We start from the raw sequence: 14,967 nt of genomic DNA, 5'->3' as shown, positions 1-14,967 counted from the left end.
GGAGATCACCCTTACTGTTCCGCGTTGGTGGTGCCCTTGGTCAGGATGTCGTCGGCGAGCGAGATCGCGGTGCGCCGGTCGGGTTCGCCGGCGGCGGCGAAGGCCTCTTCCTGCATGCCGCGGATCCAGGGCTGATCGGCCGGCGAGGCGCGTTCGAGCGCCGCCGTCATCATCGCCAGGCCGCGAACGATCTTGCCGCTCTGGAACAGCAGGTGGCCAAGCGTCGCCTGCGCACCGGCATGGCCCTTCTCGGCGGCAAGCTGGAACCAGCGCCCGGCCTGCTTGACGCTGGCCTTCACCCCGCCCTCGCCCTTCAGGAACATCTGCCCCATCTCGAACTGGGCGTTGGGGTTGCGGTAGTTGGCGGCGGCGCGCATGTAATATTCCTGTGCCGCCACCTCGTTCTCGGTGACCGGGCTGCCAGGAATGCCTTTGCGCAGGTAATCGCCGAGCGCGACCAGCGCGTCGGAGACGTAGCTTTCCTCGGGCGAACCGGGCTCGACGTCCTGGTCGACGATCTCCGAGAAGAACTTGAACGCTTCATAGTCGTCGCGCGCCACGCCGTCGCCCTCGGCATACATGCGGGCAAGCTTCCAGGTGGCGCCGATCTGGCCGTTTTCGGCGGCGTATTTATAGGCCTCGGCGGCCTGTTCCTTGTGGCCGTTCTTGTAGGCGGAGAAGCCGAACTGGAACACCGCCCAGGGACTGGATTGCGGCTTCACGCCGGTCTTGTCGTCGAACACCTTGTCGTCGAAGGCCAAAGCCTGGCCCACGGCGCCAAAGATCGCAAACGCGACCAGTGCCGGAAGGACAGATGACCTCAACAACTCTGGTGTTGACTTCAACAACTCAGATATCCGCATAGCAGTGTGTTTCTTTCGCACCGCCCGGATGGGTGACCGCGCCGTCGCGGGCGGAACCTACCGTCTGTGCGTATTTCCAAATCGCGCCCGATTGATAGTCGGTCGTGCGCGCCTTCCATGTCTTTGCCCGCGCCGCCAGTTCGGCCTCGGTCAGCGCCACTTCGATCGTGCCATTCACCGCGTCGATCGAGATCACGTCGCCATCCCGGATGAGACCGATCGGGCCGCCAACCGCCGCTTCGGGGCCGACATGGCCGATGCAGAAGCCGCGTGTCGCGCCCGAGAAGCGGCCGTCGGTGATCAGCGCCACCTTGCCGCCCATGCCCTGGCCATAGAGTGCTGCCGTCGTCGACAGCATCTCGCGCATGCCCGGCCCACCGCGCGGCCCTTCGTAGCGGATGACGAGAACCTCGCCTTCCCGGTAATTGCGATGCGTCACCGCCTCGAAACATTCCTCTTCCGAATCGAAGCAGCGCGCCGGGCCGGAGAATTTCAACTCCGTCATGCCCGCGACCTTCACGATCGCGCCTTCGGGGGCAAGGTTTCCCTTCAACCCCACGACACCGCCGGTTTGGGTAATGGGTCTGTTGGCCGGGCGGACCACATCCTGGTGTTCATTCCAGGAAACATGCTCCATATTTTCGGCCAAAGTGCGGCCAGTGACCGTCAGGCAATCGCCGTGCAGATAGCCATGGTCGAGCAGCGTCTTCATCAACAGCGGAATGCCGCCGGCCTCGAACATATCCTTGGCGACATATTTGCCGCCAGGCTTGAGATCGGCGATGTAAGGCGTCTTCTCGAAAATCCTGGCCACGTCGAACAGGTCGAACTTTATCCCCGCTTCATGCGCGATCGCCGGCAGATGCAGGGCCGCATTGGTCGAGCCGCCGGTGGCCGAGACCACGGTCGCGGCATTCTCCAGCGCCTTCAACGTGACGATGTCGCGCGGCCGGATGTTTTTCGCGATCAGTTCCATGATTTTTTCGCCGGACGCGAAATTGAAGCGGTCGCGCATTTCATAAGGCGCGGGCGCTCCGCAGGAATAGGGCAGCGCCAGGCCGATCGCCTCGGCGACGGTCGCCATGGTGTTAGCGGTGAACTGGGCGCCGCAGGAGCCGGCCGAGGGACACGCGACCTGTTCGATCTCGAGCAGTTCGGCATCATCGATCGTACCGACCGAGTGCTGGCCGACAGCCTCGAACACGTCCTGCACGGTGATCTGCCGGCCGCGATAGCTGCCGGGCAGGATCGAGCCGCCATAGATGAAGATCGACGGCACGTTGAGGCGCACCATGGCCATCATCATGCCGGGCAACGACTTGTCGCAGCCGGCCAAGCCGACCAGCGCATCGTAGCAATGGCCGCGCATGGTGAGCTCGACCGAATCTGCGATGACCTCGCGCGACACCAGCGACGATTTCATGCCCTGGTGGCCCATGGCGATGCCGTCGGTGACGGTGATGGTGCAGAATTCGCGCGGCGTGCCGTTGGCGGCGGCGACGCCCTTCTTGACCACTTGCGCCTGGCGCATCAGCGAGATGTTGCAGGGGGCCGCCTCGTTCCAGCAGGACGCGACGCCGACCAGCGGCTGCGCGATCTCGGCCGCCGACAGGCCCATGGCATAGAGATAGGAGCGATGCGGCGCACGCGCCGGACCGACGGTCACATAGCGGCTAGGGAGCTTGGCCTTGGAAATGACTTTGGCGTCCATTCTCTTCCTTGCCCCATCTTCCCTGCAAATGGGGCGGTGCGGCCTCTCCCATCGCCGAGCCTTTTGGCGCGTGTCCCGAGACAAGATCGAGGTGCGCCGGGTTTATGGCGGGAAATGGGCAATTTCCTCGGCCCGGCTTCTAGCCCAGGGGTTGTTCAGAAAGTGTTGCCAAAACGTCACAATCGTACGAGGCGGCAACGGTGTCGCCTATATGCAACGCGGCTTGGATACCAGGCGCACCGGCGACGCCGGCTCAAACGAAAAAGGCCGGGCATTGCCCGGCCTTAATGTCGTATTTCCAACGACTTAGAATTTGATCTTGACGCCGCCGGTAAGCGCTGCAACCAAATCGTTGCCGAAGTCGTAGCGGACGTCCGTACCGGCGACGTAGCCATTGCTATCGGAGACTTCTCCAGAGTGACCGCTGGTCAGCACACCGAGAGCCCCGCCGAGCTTGAATTCGATATTCGGCTTCGGCGTGTAGGCAACACCGCCACCGAAAGTCCAGGTGTCCGTCTGGTCACCATAGCCACGCGAGGTGCCCCGATCCCATGCGATCTGGACCGCACCGCTCCACTGCTCGTTGAACTGGTGGCCGATACCGCCACTAATTGTCCAGCCGTCGCGATACATCAGATCGAGCGAGGTTAGCCTGACAGGGCTTGGGGAAACCGATGTACAGGGTGCGACACCCTTGCTTGCCGTCGAGCAGATCGGAACACTTTGCAGCACGCTCCAGTTGACCCACTTGATCGAACCAAAAGCGAGCCAACCAGGAGCGATGCCGGACTGAAGCTTCAATTCCACCGAATCTGGCATCTTCGCCGAACCGTAAATGTCGGTCACCGCAGAAGAGCCGGGGGGCAGAAAAGCCGCGATCGGAGCCAGGGACGTCGTATCGAGCGTACCCGAAATATTGTCGAGCTTGACCTGGGAATTGTAAACCAGACTGGCACGCAAAGCGATATCGGGAATTTCGTAGGCAATACCGGCTCGCCATCCCCAACCGTCTGCCTTCAGATCGACGCGCCCGACGAAATTGGCGGGAACGGGGAAGGCGCCCGACAGGTCAGGAACACCGCCGATATAGCTTGTCTTAAAGCCATAGACTTCTTGATAAAAAGCGCCGCCGATAAAGCGCAGTTGGCCCTTGCCGACGTCCATCTTGTAGGAGCAGGTGCCGGAGTAATTATTGCTCTTGATGCTGGTTTCGATATTGGAATATGAGCCGTTCCAAATGCCCGGATTCGAACTCGCGCCCCATGGCTGCGAGTAATCAAGCAGGCAATCCACCCCATGACCGAGTGATGCCTTGACGCCGAAGTAGGGGACCCAATAGTCCTCGGTGTTGCGGGTCGAGCTGTTGCCGCTGAGCGGAGCCGGGTTTCCTGACGTGTCGACCGCGTTCTTTAGTTTGCGGTGCGGTGAGACATAGGTCGCGTCGGTGTCCACGGCAAACGGCGCCGGATCGAACAGCAGATCGATGTCGTAGCCGCCGCGCTCGATGCCACCGGCATGCGCTGAGTTGAGCGCCGTCCCGAGCAAAGCCAGTGAAAAGCACCCTGCCCCCAGCAGCGCTTTCAGACGCAAATTGTTCATGAATCTCTCCCCGAAATCGAGCACAACCCAAGCAAGAACCAATTTGCATGGGTTGCGCAACAACGATTTCAAGAGGCGTACATGTACGTATTTTTTTAGAGTTGTGTTCCGACGTGCTGAACGTCCAAGCGGTTAGGCTTGAGATGCCCGTCTGCGCTCAAGGCACCCGCGAAACCCCCGAAAAACGGCCAAAATAGCTCGGGAACGCAGTCTCTGATGGCCAAATGCGCCCACTGTTACATTACGGCAACAATGCGGCAAAAACTTCCGTTTACGTCAACAGTAATGTTAGGGCATGCATTCTTGGAGTGGTTTTTGAAAAGTCGGCTGGCAGACAAGCAAAGAGGCCGGGCATTGCCCGGCCTCTCACTTTGAATTTTCGAAACCTTAGAATTTGACCTTGACTGAAGCAGAGCCTGCCAAGAGCAGATCGTTGCCGTAAGTGTATGTTATGGCATTTGCCGTGTCACCTACACCGGTGAACGTGGACGATCCGCTGGTCAGCACGCCGATCGAGCCGCCAAGCCTGACTTCAACTTTGTCGTTCGGCGAATAAGAAATACCCGTTGCCACGGCGTATGTGTCTGATTGATAACCGGATGTCGTCGAAGTTCCGCGATCCCATGTCAGCGAAACCAAGCCCGATAGCTGGTCAGTAAACTTGTGACCGATACCACCTGAAATCGTCCACCCGTCCCGATAGAGGAGATCGAACGAAACCGGTGAAGGAGCACCTGTCACAGGGCTACGTACGCCACTGATTGGGATAATGCCGAGCTTGCTCCACTCCTGCCAACGCACCGAGCCAAAGGCAAGCCAACCTGGAGCTATGCCGCTCTGCAACTTGAACTCGAGAGCTTGGGGTATCTCAGCGGAGGCGGACACCGGATATATTCCAGTAGAGCCGGGTACGATATTTGCAGGAAACGTTCCGCTGAAGCCTGTCGTATCGACAGTTCCGGATAGTCCGTCATATTTATAGCTCGAATAATACATCAGACTCGCACGCAGGGCGATGTCCGGGATTTCATACGCGGTGCCCGCACGCCATCCCCATGCCGAGTCCGTAAGGTGGAATTTCCCGAGGCCTGTGTTGCCAAAAGCCAACAGCGTCTGTCGAGACAAAAATGCATCGACATCTTGGTAGGAAACGCCGCCAATAAATCTAAAGGCGCCTTTGCCGACATTGAACTTGTAAGAGCAGGTGAGACCGTAATCGTTGGTTTTAACCGAGTATTTGACGGCGGTCGGCGAATAGGCGTTGTTCGTACCGTAATCCGCATCAGCGCCGTAGGGCTGAGAATAGCTTACCAGACAGTCTACCGGCTCGAATATGTTGGCTTTGATCCCGATACGAGGCACCGCATAGTCACCACCGACGTCTACTTCCGACGTTGATAGACCCGAACCGTCCAGACGCTTCACATTCTTAAGCTTGCGCTGTGGCGACACATAGGTAACGCCAGCGTCGAACGAATACGGCGAAGCGTCAAATAATTGATCAATATTGACGCCGCCCCGGTCGAAACCGCCGGCATGCGCCGTCCCGATCAAAGCCAGCGAAAAGCACCCCGCCCCCAGCAGTGCTTTCAAACGCAAAGTGTTCATGGATGTCCTCCCCCGAATAACCAGTGCATCAAGCTAGAACCAATTCGGGTTAACGGTGCAACAACGAATTCAGAGGCGTACATGTACATGTTCGCCAAACGCATTTTTGACAAAATGCGACGCAGCGCCAGAACGCTTAAAATCGCCTAGCGAAGCTTGTGGCGGCCCGAAAAGCGAGAGAAAACGACTAAAATGGCTCAAAAATAGCCGTTTTTGAGGGGTTACCGCCCCATTGTTACATTATGGCAACAATGGGGCTAAAAGTTTCCGTTTACGTCAATATTAACGCAAGGGAATGCCGATTTTGGAGGCAAAAAACCAGCATTTTAGAGGAGGCTAAAGTCTCCCGAATCTACTCTCAACCGGCGTCGCGGACCCTGGTCAACGCCACCGAAAGCTTGTCCTGCGCATCGCGGTATTCGGCGAGCTTCTCGCGTTCGGCCTCGACGATCTCGGCCGGCGCGCTGGCGACGAATCTTTCGTTGGACAGCTTCTTGTGCAGGCGTGCGATCTCTTCGGTGACCTTGGCCAGTTCCTTCTGCAGTCGTGAGGCCTCGGCGGCGAGATCGATCAGGCTGCCGAGCGGCAGGCAGATCGTCGCCTCGTTGAGCACGATCTGCGCCGAGCCCTTGGGTGCGGCATCGGCGAGCGAGATGTCGCCGACACGCGCCAGGCGCTTGATCGCAGACTCTTCGCGCGCCAGCCGTTCACGCGTCACGGCGTTGGCGCCGACGACGACCAGCGGCGCTATTGCGCCCGGCGGCACGTTCATCTCCGAGCGTACCGAGCGGATGCCGGAGACGAGATCGACCAGCCAGTTGATGTCGGCGGCCGCGGCCGCATCCTCGAAGTCCGGCGAAGGCCAGGCCGCATGGCACAGCAGCGACTCACGCTCCTTGCCCTCGCCCGCCGTCTGCGCCCACAGCTCTTCCGTCATGAACGGCATCATCGGATGCAGGAGCTTGTAGATCTCGTCGAGCACGAAGGCGACGCAGGCGCGGCTTTCGGCCTTGGCCGCCTCGTCCGTGCCCATGAACACCGGCTTCAGCAGTTCCAGGTACCAATCGCAGAACAGGTTCCAGACGAAGCGATAGGCAGCGCCCGCCGCCTCGTTGAAGCGGTATGAGGTGATGCCGTCGGTGACCTCGCGCGCCGCGCGCGTCAGCTCGGTCAGGATCCAGCGGTTGACCGCCAGCTTGGCGTCGTTCAGCCAGAAATCGTCGTTGCGGGCGACTTCGTTCATCTCGGCGAAGCGGGTCGCGTTCCACAGCTTGGTGCCGAAATTGCGGTAGCCGGCGATGCGCGCCGGATCGAGCTTCACGTCGCGCCCTTGCGCCGCCATCACGGCCAGCGTGAAGCGCAGCGCATCGGCGCCATATTCGTCGATGAGGTCGAGCGGATCGACGACGTTGCCTTTCGACTTCGACATCTTCTGCCCGTTCTTGTCGCGCACCAGCGCGTGCATATAGACCGTGTGGAACGGCTCCTCGTCCATGAAGTGCAGGCCCATCATCATCATGCGGGCGACCCAGAAGAAGATCAGGTCGAAGCCGGTCACCAGTACGTCGGTCTGGTAGTAGGTCTTCAGCTCCGGCGTCTGGTCCGGCCAGCCCAGCGTCGAGAATGGCCACAGCGCCGACGAGAACCAGGTGTCGAGCACGTCCTCGTCCCGGGTCAGGATCTCACCCGGCTTGTAGTTCTCGAGCTTGTCCTCGACCCATGCCTTCCACGGCCCTTCCAGGGCCAGATAATATTCTATCGCCGCGCTCAAAGCCTCCTCTTCGGTCTTCTCGACGAAGACGCGCCCGTCCGGCCCGTACCATGCGGGTATCTGGTGACCCCACCAAAGCTGGCGCGAGATGCACCAAGGTTCGATATTTTCCATCCACTGAAAGTACGTCTTCTCCCAGTTGCCCGGTATGATCTTGGTGCGCCCTTCGCGCACCGAGGCGATCGCCGGCTTGGCGAGTTCGGCAGCGTTTGCATACCATTGCTCGGTCAGGAACGGCTCGATCGGCACGCCGCCGCGATCGCCATGCGGCACGGCGTGGCGATGCGGCTCGACCTTGTCGAGGAAGCCGCCGGCCTCCATCAGTTCGACGATCTTCTTGCGCGCGGCGAAACGGTCGAGCCCGTCGAGTTCGTCCCAGACCGCCAGGCGTTCGGGCGTCATATCGAGGCCGGCGAGAAAATCCTCATTATCCTTGAGCTTGATGGCGGCTTCGACGGTCAGGATGTTGATCGCCGGCAGCTTGTGGCGCCTGCCGACCTCGAAGTCGTTGAAATCATGCGCGGGCGTGATCTTGACCGCGCCCGAACCCTTTTCAGGGTCGGAATACTCGTCCGCCACGACAGGGATCTTTCTGCCGACGATCGGCAGCACCACGTTCTTGCCGACCAGATGCTGGAAGCGTTCATCATCCGGATGCACGGCGACCGCGGTGTCGCCCAGCATCGTCTCGGGCCGCGTCGTCGCCACGATGATGAAGGTTTTCGGGTTCTCCGGGTCGAACGCCACGCCCTCGATCGGATAACGGAAGTGCCAGAGATTGCCGTTGACCTCCTGCTGCTCCACCTCGAGATCGGAAATCGCGGTCAGCAGTTTCGGGTCCCAGTTCACAAGGCGCTTGTCCTTGTAGATCAGGCCCTCCTTGTAGAGCGTGACGAACACTTCGAGCACGGCCTTGGACAGGCCCTCGTCCATGGTGAAGCGTTCGCGCGACCAGTCGGCCGAGGCTCCGAGCCGCTTCAGCTGGTTGAAGATGGCGCCGCCGGATTCGGCCTTCCACTCCCACACTTTCTCGATGAACTGTTCGCGCGTCAGGTCGCGGCGGTGGATCTGCTTTTCCATCAGCTGGCGCTCGACCACCATCTGCGTGGCGATGCCGGCATGGTCCATGCCCGGCTGCCACAGCACGTTCTTGCCGCGCATGCGCTCGAAGCGCACCAAAATGTCCTGCAATGTGTTGTTGAGCGCGTGGCCCATATGCAGCGAGCCGGTAACGTTGGGCGGCGGGATGACGATGGTGAAGGCCTCGGCGCCCTCCTCGGCGCCGGCGCCGGCGCGAAACGCGTCGGCCTCTTCCCACACCTTGGCGATCTTCGGCTCGACGGTCTTTGCGTCGTAGGTCTTTTCAAGCATGGGGAAACGGTCCGCGCTGTCGGGATTTTGCTGGTTCGGTGTAAATCGGAAGGCCTTGGCCAAGTCAACCGCAAGGGCGGACTCGGTTCACCACAAGCAGATAGGCGTAGCCTTGTCCATTTCAACGGAAGGTCGTGCGAGTGTCAGTCGCGTCTTGACCACCGGCATCACCGCTACCGTGCCGGCGCTGCCGTAAAGCGCATCGGCTTCAGGGAAGCGCCGATCGACGGCGGCGCTTTGATTCCGGAATGGGCTGTGATCCTTACTGCGCTCCGCGCGCCACGCGCTCGATTTCCTCGCGCACCAGTCTTTCGACCAGCGTCGGCAGATTGTTGTCCAGCCAGTCCTGCAGCATCGGCCGCAGCATCTCTTCGGCCATCTCGTCGAATGTCTTCTTGCTACGGCTGGCAAAGGCGTCGGACAGCTCACCGAAGGCAGCGGCCACCTGCCGGCCCGTGTGCTCGGAAAGGATTGCGGCGCGGACCGCGGGCGCTTCATTTGCCGCACGCATCTCGGAGGTGCCTGCCGGAGCACCGCTTGAAGAAGGCCGCTCGAAAGCAGGCTCCGCCACCGGTTCATCCGCTGGCGCCTCGGGTTGGGCAACCGGCTTGCGGACGCTCCTGTCCGGCATCGCCTTCGCCTGCTCGCCAACCGCGGCGATCTCGCGCCGCCAATCGGCGACGATGGCATCGCTCGTCGCATTGGCCTCGGGGGCGCCAACCTGCGGGACCATTGGCGCATCCGTCCTGATGGCAGGCACCGGCTCCGCGGCGATCCTGGCGCTGACCTCGGCAAGCGTCATCGCCGGCTTGACCGGGGCGGCGTCGACGCGCGGCGATTCCATGCGCGCGATCACCGGCTCGGGCGACGGCGCCCGCACTTCGCCAAGCGTGACCGGTACTTCCGCCAGCGCGGCCGGCTTCCTGACTTCGGGGGCAGCCTGCAACTCGGCGCGAAACGCGTCGACGTCGTTGGTTGCCGCAGCGCCCGATGCCGGCTCCAGGTCCTGGCGCAGCTCATCGGCCTCGCCCGGCTTGCGGCCGTTGTCGCTATCCTCGATGATCCTCCTGATGGAAGCCAGTATCTCTTCCATGGAAGGTTCGCGCTGTGCGCTGCTTGCCGTCGCCATCGTCACATCCGCCGCCCTTGTGACCTCAGTAGTCTTCCGCTCCGGCAAAAAGCCGGATTCGAATCATGGCCACAGCGTAACCGACGGATCGCCGCACGAGAATCCCCAATCTGGGGACATGTGGGATTTCAACAGATTAGAGCAATTCCGCGAAAAGCGTGAAACGGCTTTCCCGGGAAAAGCGCATAGCGCTTTCCCTGGGGAATTGCGCCGAAACAGGGAGATAGAGCGTGAAGCCGAAAAAGCGGGACAGGCCAAGAGGGTCGGAATGTGACCCGGCGGAGCCTAGCGGCCGTCCGGAGTGCGCAGGCCGATCCACTTGTCCTTGACGGCGTTGTAGTGCTCCTCGGGCTTGTACTTCGCCACCTGCAAGGCGAGCCGGTCGATCGACAGGCGCCCCATGGCCGACAGGATGGCATAGCTCGCCACCACCACATCGTGCTCGGAATTGGCCTGGTTGATCTTGGCGGTGATGACCGCAGCCTGCGCGTTCAGCACGTCGAGTGTCGTGCGCTGGCCGACATTGCGCTCTTCAATGACGCCATTCAGCGCCAGTTGCGCCGCGTCGATCACCTGCTTGTTGGCGGAGACGCTCTGCTGGGCGGCGGTGTATTGCGACCATGCCGTGGCGACGGCCTGACGCACCTGGTCGCGGCTGACGTCGACCTGGATACGGGCTTGGCCGAGCGATTCCTTGCTCTGCCGCACGAGCGCGGAGGTCCGGCCTCCCGAATAGATCGGAATGGTCAGCGTCGCGCCGATATTGGCCGAGGTCGAATTGCCGTTGGAGCCGGTGACGTCGGGAATGGATTTGCGATAATCTTGCGAAATGCCGGCCGAAGCCGACAGCTGCGGCAACAGCGCGCCCTCGGACGATTTCACCGAGAACGCGGCAGCGTCGACAAGATGCTGGGTGGCGAGAATGGCCGGATGTTCATTCGACCCGATGGCAATCGCCGCGTCGAGGCTCGACGGCAGCAGCCTGCCCAATGGCGAAGCCGGCTTCAACTTGCCCGGCTCGTCGCCGACCACCTGGTGATAGGTCGCGGCACTGGCCAACGCCTGCGCACGGGCGGCGCTGAGCGAGGCCACCGCCGAGGCACGCGACGCGTCGGCCTGGGCAACGTCGGTGCGCGTGCCCTCGCCAACCTCGAAGCGCGAGCGCGCCGCACGCGCCTGCTCGGTCAGGAACTGCAGGTTCTGTTCGGTCAGCACCGCGATCTGCCGGTCGCGAATCACGTCCATATAGGCCGTGGCCGCGCTGAACAGGGTGTTCTCCTCGGTGTTGCGCAGGCTTTCGACCGATGCCTTGACCTGGGATTCGGCCGCGGCCACGTTGTTCCTGGTCTGGAAGCCGTCGAACAGCGACTGGTTGATCTGAATGCCGTAGCTGCCGGACGTCAGCTTCGAGTTGCTGCCGCCATTTGCCCGGCGCGTGTTCGTATAATCGATGTTGGCCGAGCCCGTAACCGTCGGGCGCCAGCCCGACTTGGCGATGGCCACGCCTTCGTCGGTGACTCGCACGCCGGCGCGGGATGCATTCAGCGTGGAGTTGTACTGATAGGCCTTGGCGAGCGCGCCGGAGATGGTTTCCGCCGAGGCGGTCAGCGAAGAAAGCGCTGTCGCGGAGGCAAGGACAGCGGCAAAAAGGGTCTTGGATACAGACGGCACGGTATATCCCTCATTCGTTTTCCACGGGAACCGCGCCGCGCCGGTTTCTCCCTGGAGCAACCGGCGTGGCGTGTTTCATGTTCCCCGTCGCTCAGCCCAAAGTGCCCCCAGTTTGGGATTTGCAACGATTGTTCAAATGCAAGCGACCATGACAAAGCCTCTGCTGCAAGGCCAAATCATTCAGAATTCAAAAGCATGCTCACGTTCGAACCCGGGTAGTGGCTTAATTGCCGCATTAAATGCCCTTCTCCCGGTTACAACCCCCCCGGCCTTGAAAAAGAGTCGCGCCACGCCGGAATTGCCCTGCCCTTCGACGGCGACCAGGCGTCCACCTTCGGCGAGCTGGTCGAGCAGCGATTCCGGCACTTTCTCGATGCTGCCGCCGATGAAGATGACGTTGTAGGGTGCCTTGGCCGCATGGCCCTGCGCCAGCGCCCCTTGGACCACGGTCACATTGCCGCAGCCCAGCGAGGAAAGCGTCGACCTGGCGGTTTCGGCCAGCGCCGGGTCGCTTTCGAGCGCCACCACCGACTTCGCCAGCCGAGACAGGAGGGCCGAGGCATAGCCGGTGCCGCAGCCGACATCGAGCGCCGAATCGGCAGCGCTGATTTCAGCCAGCTGCATCAGCTTGGCCAGCGGCGAGGCTTCCATCAGGTAGCGTGCGCCACCGGCCCCGGTGGCGATACGGATGTCTTCGTCGATATAGGCAAGCTCACGCTGGGCGGCGCCGACAAAATCCTCGCGTGGGACCGAAAGCATCGCGTCGAGCAGCGGCGCGCTGGTCACGTCGGTGGTGCGAACCTGACCATCGACCATCTTGACGCGGAGTTCGGAAAAATCAGCGTTCATGTCCCAACCAATCCGCTTGCCGCGCCAAACCGCGGTTCATTACGATCGGAACTTCAGGCCCCGGCGCTGGCGCGCGGGAGCCTGGGGCATTGGAGGCCTCGCCCGGAATCGAACCGGGGTGCAAGGATTTGCAGTCCTCTGCGTAACCACTCCGCCACGAGGCCTCATTGCTCCCGGCGTTCCACCCGGTTCCAATAGGTTGCGGCGAAAATGGCGTCAAGCGGCCACCACGCATTCCGCGCGGTTTCCTCTGCATGAATTTGCCTCTCCATATCGAGCATCGCGGCCACAATGGTCGCGACGCACATTAGCAACGCGTTAGGTATATCAGCAGATTGCGAGAAACTCCACGCCCCCGCCGCCGTTGAGGAACGAGGAGGACTGCGCCATGCGGCCGGCAATCCGGAACAATGGAACGAGCGCCTGGGACGGCTTGTCGCGATCAGCATGCGAGGAGCTGCTGCGTTACGCCATCGAGTGCATCGCAATAGAAGGCACCAGCCGGCTTTCGCCGCGTGATCGCGCGCGCCTCGCATCGGCCGCCGCTGTTCTCAAGGAAATCCGCGAGGACCTGGAAAGAAGCGCGGAGAGCAAACCGGATCCACGAAAATCCGGAACCCGAACAAAAGCATAGCTGACAGGCGATCGAGGGCGCGGCTGACGCCCGGCCGCTCAATCCGGCCGTCGCCGCCGCTCCCACCAGATGACGAAGCGGCGACGGTGGCGGCGCACCATGGCAAATTCATAGGAGAGCACCAGCAATCCGAGCGGCACCATCCAGAAGCCGAGAATCGGCAGGAAGCCGAGAATGCCGCCAATCGTCAAAAGCACGCCGATCGTGATTCTGAGCCCGCGCGATTGCGGCATGGTGAACTCGCGCCCGAACACCGAGATCTTTCGTGCCGGTATCCGGTTTTCGTCTGCTGCCGTCATCGCGAATGGCTGTCCCGTCTGTGCCTCGACAATACCTGTTTACGAAAGCCGCGACCACCATTTCGGTTCCGCGCCGATCGCCAAGACGGCTAATATGAGGGCGGCCGCCGCCGATTGCGAGAAACGCCTGAGCGAAAAAGTCTCGGAAAAATACGAAATGCTTCTTTGCAAAGCGGAAAAGGGTTTGCTATAGGCTGCGCCACTTGCTGAAGAGCCTCTGTTCCCCGGTAGCTCAGTGGTAGAGCAACCGGCTGTTAACCGGTTGGTCGCTGGTTCGAATCCGGCCCGGGGAGCCAACAATTCCAAGCACTTAGCTTATAGACTGCCCTTCGGTTCCTTCAGCCAAAACTCCATCTGGGCTACAAACTCGCGGCGCCGGCCGCGACCTCTGGGGCGTTTCTGCCGGTAGGGAATGCCATGGACGCCATGTCCGCCATCGGCAAGATTCTCAAGGAAGCTCGATCCAGGCTGCTCATCGTCGACCCTTATCTGGATGAGACGATTCTGACCGACTTCGCTCCAATGGGCGCCGAAGGCGTGAAGATCGATCTTTTATGCGACGGCGCCTCTGTGAAGGCCACACTGGCGCCGGCTGTTAGACGATGGTCAGCCCAATATGACGCCAAGCGCCCGATCAAGGCGCGAACCACGGGCGCCCGACTGCTGCATGATCGACTTATTATCGTCGATGACGCCAAGGTCTGGAATGTGAGTCAGTCATTCAAGGATCTGGCAGCGAGATCCCCAGCGTCGATAACAGTGGTGCCGGCCGAAGTCGCAGTGCTTAAGATTCCGGCCTACATCGACATGTGGAAGCCGCCGCTCCACTCTGAGCCCACCACCGTGAGCCAGCGGGCCATCTCTAGATGCGCGTAGTGCCATTCTCCCCACCACCAAAATGTCGTATCGGCGGCGGCCGATCGTCGCTTCGCCCTTGATCTGATCGACAGCCCACCTCAACGATTCCGACCAGTGCGCGAACAAACCCAACCATATCGTTTGCCGTGATGGCTGCCTCGTCGGGACTTTGCCCAATGTGCTCGGCGGCTTTGCAACATGACAGCCGGATGAGATCGTAGTGTAAATCCCTTTCATCCTCTGGCAACGCCGCTAATTTCATGGCTCGGCGATGAATCAACCGCAGCAATTGTTCGAGAGCTGTTCCGACACTCATGCGCTTGCTCCGCATTGGTCGAGCGTCCCCGGCGCTACAGGCGCGCGTTGGTACGTCGTATACCAGTCCTCCGTGCGGAAGGCTGCATCAGAAGCCGTTAATATATCGTGTATTGCTAATATAAGACACTTCGCAAGAAGCCGCCCCCTGCCCTAGGCCCGAGCGGGCGCCCGGCGTCTCCTCGAAATGGTTCGTGTGCAGCGCCATGTCAGCAGCATGAAAAAGCCCGCCACCATTGGCAGCGGGCCTAAAGCCTGTACGCAAAGTCATCAACGGTAATAGTTACAA

Annotated in this window: 13 protein-coding genes and 2 tRNA genes; 4 read left to right on the top strand and 11 right to left on the bottom strand. The window is 61.1% G+C overall.

Going from position 1 to position 14,967, the window contains the following annotated elements:
• Positions 1–11 precede the first annotated feature (11 nt).
• The 6 genes from LB568_RS25375 to LB568_RS25350 form a co-directional block, all read right to left on the bottom strand.
• The gene (locus LB568_RS25375; RefSeq protein WP_224731557.1) at positions 12–863 is read right to left on the bottom strand and encodes a tetratricopeptide repeat protein; all 852 of its coding nucleotides are present in this window, start codon (positions 861–863) and stop codon (positions 12–14) included.
• A complete protein-coding gene (gene ilvD / locus LB568_RS25370; protein WP_140573804.1) occupies positions 850–2,574 on the bottom strand; it encodes a dihydroxy-acid dehydratase in 1,725 nt (574 codons plus the stop codon). Before ilvD ends, LB568_RS25375 begins: the two co-directional genes overlap by 14 nt.
• A 306-nt stretch (positions 2,575–2,880) precedes the next feature.
• Positions 2,881–4,173: an OmpP1/FadL family transporter gene (locus LB568_RS25365; protein WP_224731556.1), complete on the bottom strand. Its 1,293-nt coding sequence runs from the start codon at positions 4,171–4,173 to the stop codon at positions 2,881–2,883.
• A 387-nt stretch (positions 4,174–4,560) separates the two neighbouring features.
• Complete coding sequence (locus LB568_RS25360; protein WP_224731555.1) at positions 4,561–5,781, bottom strand: OmpP1/FadL family transporter; 1,221 nt, start codon at positions 5,779–5,781, stop codon at positions 4,561–4,563.
• A gap of 358 nt (positions 5,782–6,139) precedes the next feature.
• Positions 6,140–8,923 (bottom strand): valine--tRNA ligase, encoded by a 2,784-nt coding sequence (locus tag LB568_RS25355; RefSeq protein ID WP_140573810.1) that lies wholly within the window; start codon positions 8,921–8,923, stop codon positions 6,140–6,142.
• 262 nt (positions 8,924–9,185) lie between these two features.
• On the bottom strand, positions 9,186–10,052 hold the full coding sequence (locus LB568_RS25350; protein ID WP_224731554.1) for a PopZ family protein: 867 nt from the start codon (positions 10,050–10,052) through the stop codon (positions 9,186–9,188).
• Between LB568_RS25350 and LB568_RS25345 the strand changes: the two genes are divergently transcribed.
• Positions 9,994–10,326, top strand: coding sequence for a hypothetical protein (locus tag LB568_RS25345; protein WP_224731571.1), 333 nt, complete (start codon positions 9,994–9,996; stop codon positions 10,324–10,326). The genes LB568_RS25350 and LB568_RS25345 overlap by 59 nt on opposite strands.
• Before the next feature lie 11 nt (positions 10,327–10,337).
• Here LB568_RS25345 and LB568_RS25340 read toward each other — a convergent pair whose 3' ends face one another.
• From LB568_RS25340 to LB568_RS25330, 3 genes are all read right to left on the bottom strand, one after another.
• Positions 10,338–11,723: a TolC family outer membrane protein gene (locus LB568_RS25340; RefSeq protein WP_013895085.1), complete on the bottom strand. Its 1,386-nt coding sequence runs from the start codon at positions 11,721–11,723 to the stop codon at positions 10,338–10,340.
• Positions 11,724–11,903: 180 nt separating this feature from the next.
• Complete coding sequence (locus tag LB568_RS25335; protein ID WP_140573814.1) at positions 11,904–12,572, bottom strand: protein-L-isoaspartate O-methyltransferase family protein; 669 nt, start codon at positions 12,570–12,572, stop codon at positions 11,904–11,906.
• Positions 12,573–12,662: 90 nt separating this feature from the next.
• A tRNA-Cys gene (locus tag LB568_RS25330) sits at positions 12,663–12,736 on the bottom strand.
• 224 nt (positions 12,737–12,960) lie between these two features.
• Between LB568_RS25330 and LB568_RS25325 the strand changes: the two genes are divergently transcribed.
• Complete coding sequence (locus tag LB568_RS25325) at positions 12,961–13,206, top strand: hypothetical protein (RefSeq protein WP_181176741.1); 246 nt, start codon at positions 12,961–12,963, stop codon at positions 13,204–13,206.
• Between the two features lie 38 nt (positions 13,207–13,244).
• Here the strand turns inward: LB568_RS25325 and LB568_RS25320 are convergent, their stop codons facing one another.
• Positions 13,245–13,505, bottom strand: a complete 261-nt coding sequence (locus LB568_RS25320) for a hypothetical protein (RefSeq protein WP_041164196.1) — start codon at positions 13,503–13,505, stop codon at positions 13,245–13,247.
• Positions 13,506–13,726: 221 nt separating this feature from the next.
• On the opposite strand from LB568_RS25320, the gene LB568_RS25315 reads away from it, so the two are divergent.
• Positions 13,727–13,801 (top strand) — tRNA-Asn (locus LB568_RS25315).
• Positions 13,802–13,922: 121 nt separating this feature from the next.
• On the top strand, positions 13,923–14,381 hold the full coding sequence (locus LB568_RS25310) for a phospholipase D-like domain-containing protein (protein WP_140573816.1): 459 nt from the start codon (positions 13,923–13,925) through the stop codon (positions 14,379–14,381).
• On the opposite strand, the gene LB568_RS25305 is transcribed toward LB568_RS25310, so the two are convergent.
• Positions 14,368–14,679: a hypothetical protein gene (locus LB568_RS25305; RefSeq protein WP_140780136.1), complete on the bottom strand. Its 312-nt coding sequence runs from the start codon at positions 14,677–14,679 to the stop codon at positions 14,368–14,370. The genes LB568_RS25310 and LB568_RS25305 overlap by 14 nt on opposite strands.
• Positions 14,680–14,967: the final 288 nt, after the last annotated feature.

It is taken from the genome of Mesorhizobium sp. B263B2A (assembly GCF_020165775.1).
Lineage (GTDB): Bacteria > Pseudomonadota > Alphaproteobacteria > Rhizobiales > Rhizobiaceae > Mesorhizobium > Mesorhizobium opportunistum.
This window is presented reverse-complemented; position numbering and strand designations above follow the sequence as displayed.

Coding starts and splice junctions, on each gene's coding strand:
- LB568_RS25350 (WP_224731554.1), bottom strand. CDS start 10,052: ATGGCGACGGCAAGCAGCGCACAGCGCGAACCTTCCATGGAAGAGATA.
- LB568_RS25375 (WP_224731557.1), bottom strand. CDS start 863: ATGCGGATATCTGAGTTGTTGAAGTCAACACCAGAGTTGTTGAGGTCA.
- LB568_RS25360 (WP_224731555.1), bottom strand. CDS start 5,781: ATGAACACTTTGCGTTTGAAAGCACTGCTGGGGGCGGGGTGCTTTTCG.
- LB568_RS25320 (WP_041164196.1), bottom strand. CDS start 13,505: ATGACGGCAGCAGACGAAAACCGGATACCGGCACGAAAGATCTCGGTG.
- LB568_RS25325 (WP_181176741.1), top strand. CDS start 12,961: ATGCGGCCGGCAATCCGGAACAATGGAACGAGCGCCTGGGACGGCTTG.
- LB568_RS25310 (WP_140573816.1), top strand. CDS start 13,923: ATGGACGCCATGTCCGCCATCGGCAAGATTCTCAAGGAAGCTCGATCC.
- LB568_RS25355 (WP_140573810.1), bottom strand. CDS start 8,923: ATGCTTGAAAAGACCTACGACGCAAAGACCGTCGAGCCGAAGATCGCC.
- ilvD (WP_140573804.1), bottom strand. CDS start 2,574: ATGGACGCCAAAGTCATTTCCAAGGCCAAGCTCCCTAGCCGCTATGTG.
- LB568_RS25335 (WP_140573814.1), bottom strand. CDS start 12,572: ATGAACGCTGATTTTTCCGAACTCCGCGTCAAGATGGTCGATGGTCAG.
- LB568_RS25345 (WP_224731571.1), top strand. CDS start 9,994: ATGGAAGCCAGTATCTCTTCCATGGAAGGTTCGCGCTGTGCGCTGCTT.
- LB568_RS25305 (WP_140780136.1), bottom strand. CDS start 14,679: ATGAGTGTCGGAACAGCTCTCGAACAATTGCTGCGGTTGATTCATCGC.
- LB568_RS25365 (WP_224731556.1), bottom strand. CDS start 4,173: ATGAACAATTTGCGTCTGAAAGCGCTGCTGGGGGCAGGGTGCTTTTCA.